The organism is Kitasatospora sp. NPDC043949, from assembly GCF_056435365.1.
This window is the reverse complement of record NZ_JBWKEQ010000102.1, coordinates 1-8,054: the sequence shown is the minus strand read 5'-3', so window position 1 is coordinate 8,054 and position 8,054 is coordinate 1. Positions and strand designations below refer to the sequence as shown.

Sequence of the window (8,054 nt, the reverse complement as noted above, 5' to 3'; positions counted from 1 at the left end):
CCAGTACCGCCCCGACATCCTCGACGGATTCCTCGCCGGGACCGGCCTCTCCCTCGACCTCCCGCCGCCATCACCCTGAAGCGCCAATGTCAGTATGTGTGCGAGGAGGATCGGACCGGATTCGCGGTAGCGGGCTGAGGGCTGCGTTCGGTACAGGCGTCCGTGCGTTCGTCTAACGGTGGTTTTGCCGGAAGGGACCGCGACGGTGCCGTACCTTCCCGTGAAGCCGTGGCGAGCTATTGATACTGGTGCTCTCGCGCTTGGCAGTCAGGATGGCTGGACTTGGTCGAAGAGGGCGAGGGCTTCGGCAGGGTCCGGGCTCACGAGGCGTTCCAGACCGGCCGTCGTGATCTTCGCCCACCTGCCGGCCCGTGCCCACATCTGTTCCTCGAAGGCGCGGACGGCCTCGTCCAGATCTCCAGGGCCGGTGGCGATGGACTCGGCGAGTTCGGCGCCTTCCAGCATCGCGAGGTTCGCGCCCGCCCCCAAGGGGGGCATCAGGTGGGCGGCGTCGCCCAGGAGCGTCACCCCGGGCACGTGGACCCAGGTGTGGGACACGGGTAGGACGTAGAGGGGGCGGTGGACGAAAGCGGTGCCGTGGCGGAGGAGGTCGAGGACGGGAGCGGCCCAGCCGTCGAACAGAGCCAGCAGGCTCGATCGCACGGCGTCGACGTCGGCCAGGTCCAGGTTCGTGTGCCAGTCCAGCGGCGCGCGGAACTGGGCGTACACCTTGACGTGGCCGCCGCTGTTGCGCTGGGCGACGAGAGCTCGGTTCACACCGTACACAGCCACGGAACCGTCGCCGATCAACCGGGCGAGGTCAGGGTGGCGGGTGTCGACGTCGTCGAGGAAGGTCTCGACCGAGGTGACGCCGGTGTAGTGCGGCGTCACCGACGAGACCGCCGGACGGATCCGGGACCAGGCGCCGTCCGCGCCGACCACGAGGTCGAACGTCTCCTGCCGCCCGTCCGCGAAATGGACCAGTACGCCATCCCGGGTCCCCGGCACCACCTCCGTCACGCCCCGCCCCCACTGAACGTCCAGAGGCCCGAGCAGCAGGTCACGAAGTTGCCCGCGGTCGATCTCGGGATTGGCCCGGTCATCTGGACGGGGTTGCCAGTCGCGCAGGACGGTCCCGTCCGTGTCCAGGATGCGCATGGCCTGTCCCTCGGGACGGGACAGCTCCTGGAACTCCGCCAGCAGCCCCGCCTTGTCCAGCGCGAGCTGGCCCAGCCCTTCGTGCAGGTCCAGGGTGCCGCCCGGGGGGCGGGCGTCGGGGGCGGGATCGCGTTCGAGGACGGTGACGGGGTGGCCATGGCGGTGCAGGACGCGGGCGAAGGTAAGGCCGGCGGGGCCGCTCCCGACCACAGCGATACGATGTCTCATATCGATACACTGTATTTGCTCATTACGATGCATCGCAACAGTTCGGAGTGACCATGACCGTGTGGGACCGGCCGGAGCCGCCGACTCGCCCCGTGCCGCTCGACCGGGAGCGGATCGTCGCCGCCGCCATCGCGCTGGCCGACGAGGGCGGCCTTGCGGCGGTGTCGTTGCGCAAGGTCGCCGCCCGGCTGGAGGCCGGCCCGATGCGGCTGTACGGATATATCTCCACCAAGGAGGAGCTGTTCGACCTCATGGTGGACGAGGTCCAGGCCGAGATTCTCCCCGAGGAACAGCCCGGTGACTGGCGGGAGGCGCTGGGCGTCCTCGCCCACCGCACCAGGCAGGCCGCCCTCCGTCACGAATGGCTGGCCGACCTGCTCGGCGGCCGCCCGGCCTTCGGCCCGAACGGCCTCGCCGTGGCCGAGTCCACCCTGTCCGCCCTTGACGGCCTCGCCGACATCGACACCGTCATGCGCGCCGTGGAGACGGTCAGCGCCTACTTCACGGGCGCGATCAGGCGCGAGATCACGAATCTGCGGGCCGAGCGCGCCACGGGCCTGTCCAAGCACGACTGGCAGCGCGCCCGCGGCCCGCACCTGACGAGAATGCTGGCCACGGGCCGCTTCCCGGCGCTGACCAAGGCCGTGTACGAGGGCACGGACGTGGACGCCGAGGCATCCTTCGCGACCGGCCTGGACTGGGTCCTCGACGCCGTGGCCGCCAAACTCGCCCGGCCGCCGGCGTGACGCTCAGCTCCTGCCGAATGCGAGCGAGGCGGAGGGCCGTACTGCTCAACGGGCATGACAGGGTCCTTCACAGAGGTGACGGTCAGGCGGCTGTGCTGAAGCCGGAGGCGGCCGGGTCCTGGTCCCGAAGCTGGGTGAAGTCGACGTCGAGTTTCGGGTCGTACGCCTCGGGCTGGATACCGAGTTCGTGGGTGGAGTACTCGCCGAATCGTTTGATGTGCTCGGTCAGGTACGGCGAGATGTGGGCCAGGTCCTCCGGGTCGATCTCCCAGCCCTCCTCCAGGAGCTGGCGGATGATCTCCGCGATATCCAGGGCGTTGTGGAAGATCACCGCGTTCGTGAGCAGGGCGTTGAACTTCATCGCCTTCTCCTGCTCGATGGGGTCGTTGTCGGCGAGGACGCCCTGATTGCCGAAGCCGACCCACTGGGAGAACCGGTTGAACGACTCGACCTTGTTGGTCGCCGCGGTCACCCGCCGGCGAAGCGGCGCGTCCGAGAGGTAGCGCAGCAGCTGCACCGTGCGGATCACGCGGCCGACCTCGCGGAAGGCGGTGTAGGTGGAGTTCTTGTGCGAGCCCGACCGCAGCCGCTTGAGCAGCGTCGAGGACGAGATGGCGCCCTCCCGCACGGACACGGCCACCTTCATCAGGTGCCGGAACTGGGACTCGATCAGATCCCAGTCGATGACGTTCTTGCCCGGCTCGCCGAACAGGGAGTCGATGTGGACGTATTCGCTTTGCTTGGACGGACGGTAGAAGGTCAGGCCCTTCCAGTTCCTGATCCTGGGCATCAGATCGAAGCCCAGCAGATGCGCCAGGGCGAAAACGGGCACGCTCTGGCCCTGGGTGTCGGCGTGCACGGTGGTCGGCTTGACCTCGGAGGTGTTCTTGAGGAGGCCCTCGATGATGTAGACGGCCTCCCACACCCCGCACGGGATGAAGTGCGTGAACAGCGCGATATTGATCAGGTCGGATCCTGGGTCACACCTCGCCATGGTCGCGATGTGTACCGTCATCATGCCCGGACCCGGCCACCACCTCGCCGACCAGCACCAGCATCGGCCGGATCGCGAACTACAGCTGTCGTGAGAACACGGAAACCCTGCTCAGCAACCAGAAAGCGCTGCTGGTGCCAAGGCCGTAGGCGAGGTGGGCGGTCAGATCATCACCCAGCGTCTTGGCGTCGTATGTCCAGATGGGTTTGTAGAGTCCCGCGATCGGAAGCACCACGTATCCGCTGAGCCACACGAGCGCACCGTACGGGAGCCCGTAGAGGACGTGGGGCTTGCGCAGCGAGGCGCTGACGGCGCCGTAGAAGGCCGCGTTGCCCACTCCGTAAGCCCAGTGCATGAACGTGCTGACGGGGAACGCCGCGCTGTCCGGCAGCTCGCGCCGGGTGAAGGCCTCGACCAGGCGCTTTCCGACCTGCCCTGGGTCCGGCGCCTCCTGCCAGGTGCGGACCGGGGCGAACTCCCAGTGCAGGGCGTTGCGTTCGCCACCGGCCCGGCGCTGGCGCAGGAACCGCGCGGCGTCCATGCAGACGGTGCCGACCACTCCCGCCGCCAGGCCCGCACCGACAGCGCCAAGCGGGGTCAGCTGCTTGCGAGTGCGCATAGGTCGATCGCTCCCGATCCCGGTTCTTTCAGAAGCCGGCGCTCTGGCCGCCGTCGACGCACAGGATCTCGCCGGTGACGAACGGGGCCTGTTCGAGGTGCATGATCGTCGAGGTTCATGATCGCCTCGACGACGGCGGCGTACCCGCGCCTGCGGCACACGTCCGGCGGCGGCGCCCACCGGTTTTCACTCTACTCGTCGCCGCGCCCCGGCGCCGCGCAGAGTTCTTCGGGTGCGGCCGGCGGCCGACCGTACGACGCTGGAGGAACCGGCCTGTCGAGCGCGGGAGGAGCACAGGTCATGGCCGTTCTGATCGCCGTGAACGTCGGCATGCCCAAGGACGTCCCCTGGCAGGGCAGGACCACCCGCACCGGCATCTGGAAGCACCCCGTCGCCGGGCCCGTGATGGCGCGCCGGCTCAACCTGGACGGCGACGGGCAGGGTGACCTCACCGGGCACGGCGGCGAGCAACGTGCCGTACTGGTCTACCAGTTGAGCTCCTACCGCCATTGGCAGGAGCACCTGAAGCGGGACGACTTCACGTACGGCCAGTTCGGCGAGAACCTCACCGTGGACGGACTCGCCGACGACGAGGTGTGCATCGGTGACCGCTACGGGATCGGCGGTGCGGTCTTCGAGGTCACCCAACCCCGCGTGACGTGCTACCGCGTGGGGTTGCGGCTCGGCGAGCCGCAGATGGCCGCCCTGCTGGTGTCCCATCGCCGCCCAGGCTTCTACATGCGGGTGCTGACCGAAGGGCGGGTGCGGGCCGGGGACGAGATCGTGAAGATCGCCTCGGGCCCCGAGGAGATGACCGTCGCGGAGATCGACGCGCTGCTCTACCTGCCCGGCCACGCCCGGCCACAGCTCGAACGGGCCCTGCGCATCACCGCGTTGAGCCCCGGCTGGAAGACGTCGCTGCGAGCCCTGCTCGACGACGCGGACCGCGGCTCCGGCGCCGCGGGTGGAAACCGCGGGCTGACCACCAGCAGCCCGCCGCCGGCCTGGCCCGGGTTCCGTCGGCTCGAAGTCTCCCGCATCGAGCCGGAGAGCGCGGGCATCTTCTCGCTCACTCTGGCGGCGGTCGACGGCGAGCCCCTCCCCGCCGCTCTGCCGGGGCAGTTCCTCACGGTCCGCCTGCGGCCGGACCCCCAGGCCTCCCCGGTCATCCGCAACTACTCGCTCTCCGGCCGGCCGGGCGCCGAAACGTACCGCATCAGTGTCAAGCAGGAGCCGAACGGTGTCGCCAGCACCTACCTGCGCCAGCACGTGAAGGTGGGTGACGTCCTCGATGTCGCCGCCCCGCGCGGCACGTTCCTGCTCACGGACGCGGACACTCCGGTCCTGCTGCTGTCCGCCGGTGTCGGCGCCACCCCGGTCCTGGCCATGCTGCACGCCCTGGCCGCGGAGCACTCGCAGCGCGCGGTGTGGTGGCTGCACGCGGCCCGGGACGGCGAGAACCACCCGTTCGCCGACGAAGTGCGCGCACTGCTCGCCCAGCTGCCCGCAGGCCGGTCGTTCGTCTCCTACAGCCGTCCGTCCGGCGTAGACCGCCCGGGTTTCGACTACACGGTCAGCGGGCGGTTCAGTCCCGAGCGGATCCGCGGCCTGGAGCCGCCTCCGGACGCCGACGCCTACATCTGCGGACCGAACGCGTTCATGCGGGACATGACCGGAGCCCTTCAGGCCTGCGGCCTGCCGTCCTCCCGGATCCACACCGAGGTCTTCGGGGCCACGTCCGCCGTCACCCCCGGTGTGGTGACCGGATCCGCCCGGGCACCGCACCAGCCGGCCGCTCCTCCCGCCGGCCGCCCGGGACCGTCCGTAGCCTTCGCGCGCACCGGGCTGATCGTCCCCTGGCACCCTGACTACGGCACGCTGCTCGGACTCGCCGAGGCGTGCGACGTGCCCGTACGCTGGTCCTGCCGCACCGGAATCTGCCACACCTGCGAGACCGCGCTCCTCTCCGGCCACGTCGAGTACGCCCCGCAGCCCCTGGAGCCCCCCGCCATGGGAAGCGCGCTCATCTGCTGCTCGACGCCCCCGGCCGACGTGGTCCTGGACATGTGACCGGAGGTGTCCGTGACCGGGGGCGCTACCGCCGATGGAGCACCGGGTTGCGCGCGGTCGGCGCAGCTGCCTAGCGTGGTTGCGTGGGGCGAGGGGAGGAGACCGGCGGGGCGGGTCGGTTGCGTGGGACATCCCACCGTGGGGCATCCCGCCGAACCCACTCCTGGCATGTGTCCGAGAGGGGATCTCTGCCATGGCAAAGGTGCTTTTCATCGTCAGCGGAGCCACCTACTGGGTGTTGAAGGACGGCACGCGGCACGCGACCGGCTACTGGGCCGAGGAGTTCGCGAACCCGTACAAGATCCTCACGGACGCCGGTCACGAGGTCGTCGTCGCGACGCCCAACGGTGTGACACCGACCGTCGACATGATGAGCCTGCGCCCCGAGATGGTCGGTGGGAACGACAGCGCCCTGGAGCTGGAGGCCGTCATCCGTTCCGCCGAGGTGCTGCGTCGACCGCTACAGCTGTCGGACGTGCGTCTGGAGGACTACGACGCGGTCTACCTGCCGGGCGGTCACGGTCCGATGGCGGACCTGGCGTGGGACGCCGACGTGGGGCGGCTGCTGACCCGGCAACTGGCCTCGGGCAAGCCGCTGTTCATCGTCTGTCACGGTCCCGCCGCGATGCTGGCCACCAGGATCCACGGCGAGTCGCCGTTCAAGGGCTACCACATCACCTGCTTCACCGACGAGGAGGAGGACGGCGTCGGACTGGCCTCCAGGGCACCATGGCTGCTGGAGACCGACGTGAAGGCGAAGGTCGGGGTCGACTTCAGCCGCGGTCCGGTCTGGGAGCCCTACATGGTCGAGGACCGCAACCTGGTGACCGGACAGAATCCGGCCTCGGCCGCGGTCCTCGGGAACCGGATGCTGGAGATCCTCAAGTGACCAGTCCTGGGGCGATCCGGCCCAGGCACGCGCCCGCGTCGCAGGACATCGGACGCGTGGTGTTCCGAGCGAAGGAGCCATGACGGTGGAAGCGACGGTTGCCCGGGCCCTGCTGGACCGGCACTGGGCCGCATCGAACAGCGGCGACGCGGACGCGGAACACGACATCTACGCCGACGACGTCATCGTCGAGTACCCGCAGTCCGGCGAGGTCATCCGCGGCAGGAGCAACATCCAGGCACTGCGCACCCAACATCCCGCGGTCCGGACCTTCACCGTGCGCAGGATCCTCGGATCCGGCGACCTCTGGGTGACCGAGTTCGTGCTCACCTATGACGGCAAACCCACGCAGACCGTGAGCATCATGGAGTTCTCGGCAGGCCGCGTGGTGCGGGAGACGCAGTACTTCGCCGACCCGTTCGACCCGCCGGCCTGGCGGTCGCAGTGGGTCAAACCTGGGGAGTGATCCGCCGCTGGTCCGCGGCCGCGACCTCGAACACACCCGAACTCGCCGAGCGCGCCGAGGCAGTAGCGGGCAGCGTGGGCAGCCCGCTTGGGAGGGGCCGCGCGGGCGGAGGGCGGGTTCAGCGCCGACCGCCGAGGTCAGGTGGAGTGACGCCTCGATTTTGATCAATTGCCCGGCCAGGGTTGATAGATGATGTACAGTCAAGTCTTTTCAGGTAGTGCCTTGACGCTGCCGGTGGTGCCGGTGGTGCCGGTCCCGGCGTATCACCCCGGGGAAGGACTCCGGGATCGACTTGCCGTCCGGCCGGTCCGTACCGTCGTCGACGGTGTGGGAGCAGCGATCGGCGCTGGAAGGGACATCATGAACGGCAGGATCGTGACTCTGCTCGGCGTACCCGCACTGCTCGCGGGGGTGGTGCTCGGAGCGGCCCCGGCGCACGCCGGCACCGGGGTGCGGGTCGACGGCGCGACCGTTTCCGGTGGCGCCTCGGCGACGGTGAACGTCACCATCGCGTACTCCTGCGACGCCGGCGGTTTCGTCGCGTCCGCGACCGTGACCGCCGAGGACCGTGCGTCCGGCGCCCTTGGCTACGCCCGTTTCACCCCGAACTGCACGGGCGCGAATGTCCAAGTGACCGTCCCGGTCACGACTTTAAACCAGAGCCGCTACGTCGCGGGTGACACGGCGGCCGTCCGGGCCTCGCTGCTCGACGCGACCGACACCGAGGTGGTCGGGACCATCACCCGGCTCACCGTCGGCACCGCGTAGCCGGGCCGACGGCCGACGGCGGGCGGCGGGGGGGGGGGGGGGGGGGGGGGGGGGGGGGGGGGGGGGGGGGGGGGGGGGGGGGGGGGGGGGGGGGGGGGGGGGGGGGGGGGGGGGGG

Annotated in this window: 8 protein-coding genes; 5 read left to right on the top strand and 3 right to left on the bottom strand. The window is 69.9% G+C overall.

What is annotated here, in order from left to right:
• Window positions 1-267: 267 nt before the first annotated feature.
• The gene (locus tag AC07AL_RS38265) at window positions 268-1,386 is read right to left on the bottom strand and encodes an FAD-dependent oxidoreductase (protein WP_478319549.1); all 1,119 of its coding nucleotides are present in this window, start codon (window positions 1,384-1,386) and stop codon (window positions 268-270) included.
• Between the two features lie 53 nt (window positions 1,387-1,439).
• Between AC07AL_RS38265 and AC07AL_RS38260 the strand changes: the two genes are divergently transcribed.
• Window positions 1,440-2,132, top strand: a complete 693-nt coding sequence (locus AC07AL_RS38260; protein ID WP_363587232.1) for a TetR/AcrR family transcriptional regulator — start codon at window positions 1,440-1,442, stop codon at window positions 2,130-2,132.
• Window positions 2,133-2,214: 82 nt separating this feature from the next.
• On the opposite strand, the gene AC07AL_RS38255 is transcribed toward AC07AL_RS38260, so the two are convergent.
• Window positions 2,215-3,126, bottom strand: coding sequence for a Tn3 family transposase (locus AC07AL_RS38255; protein WP_363587231.1), 912 nt, complete (start codon window positions 3,124-3,126; stop codon window positions 2,215-2,217).
• A gap of 79 nt (window positions 3,127-3,205) precedes the next feature.
• Window positions 3,206-3,745 carry a hypothetical protein gene (locus tag AC07AL_RS38250; protein ID WP_363620614.1) on the bottom strand — a complete coding sequence of 180 codons (540 nt, stop codon included), beginning with the start codon at window positions 3,743-3,745 and terminating at the stop codon, window positions 3,206-3,208.
• Between the two features lie 300 nt (window positions 3,746-4,045).
• Here AC07AL_RS38250 and AC07AL_RS38245 point away from each other — a divergent pair, with 300 nt between their 5' ends.
• The 4 genes from AC07AL_RS38245 (at window position 4,046) to AC07AL_RS38230 (ending at window position 7,938) form a co-directional block, all read left to right on the top strand.
• The gene (locus AC07AL_RS38245) at window positions 4,046-5,815 is read left to right on the top strand and encodes an MOSC domain-containing protein (protein ID WP_478319548.1); all 1,770 of its coding nucleotides are present in this window, start codon (window positions 4,046-4,048) and stop codon (window positions 5,813-5,815) included.
• A 193-nt stretch (window positions 5,816-6,008) separates the two neighbouring features.
• Window positions 6,009-6,704, top strand: coding sequence for a type 1 glutamine amidotransferase domain-containing protein (locus AC07AL_RS38240; protein WP_478319547.1), 696 nt, complete (start codon window positions 6,009-6,011; stop codon window positions 6,702-6,704).
• Window positions 6,705-6,789: 85 nt separating this feature from the next.
• A complete protein-coding gene (locus AC07AL_RS38235; RefSeq protein WP_400808666.1) occupies window positions 6,790-7,170 on the top strand; it encodes a nuclear transport factor 2 family protein in 381 nt (126 codons plus the stop codon).
• A gap of 360 nt (window positions 7,171-7,530) precedes the next feature.
• Window positions 7,531-7,938, top strand: a complete 408-nt coding sequence (locus AC07AL_RS38230) for a hypothetical protein (RefSeq protein ID WP_478319546.1) — start codon at window positions 7,531-7,533, stop codon at window positions 7,936-7,938.
• The last annotated feature ends 116 nt before the right edge of the window (window positions 7,939-8,054 follow it).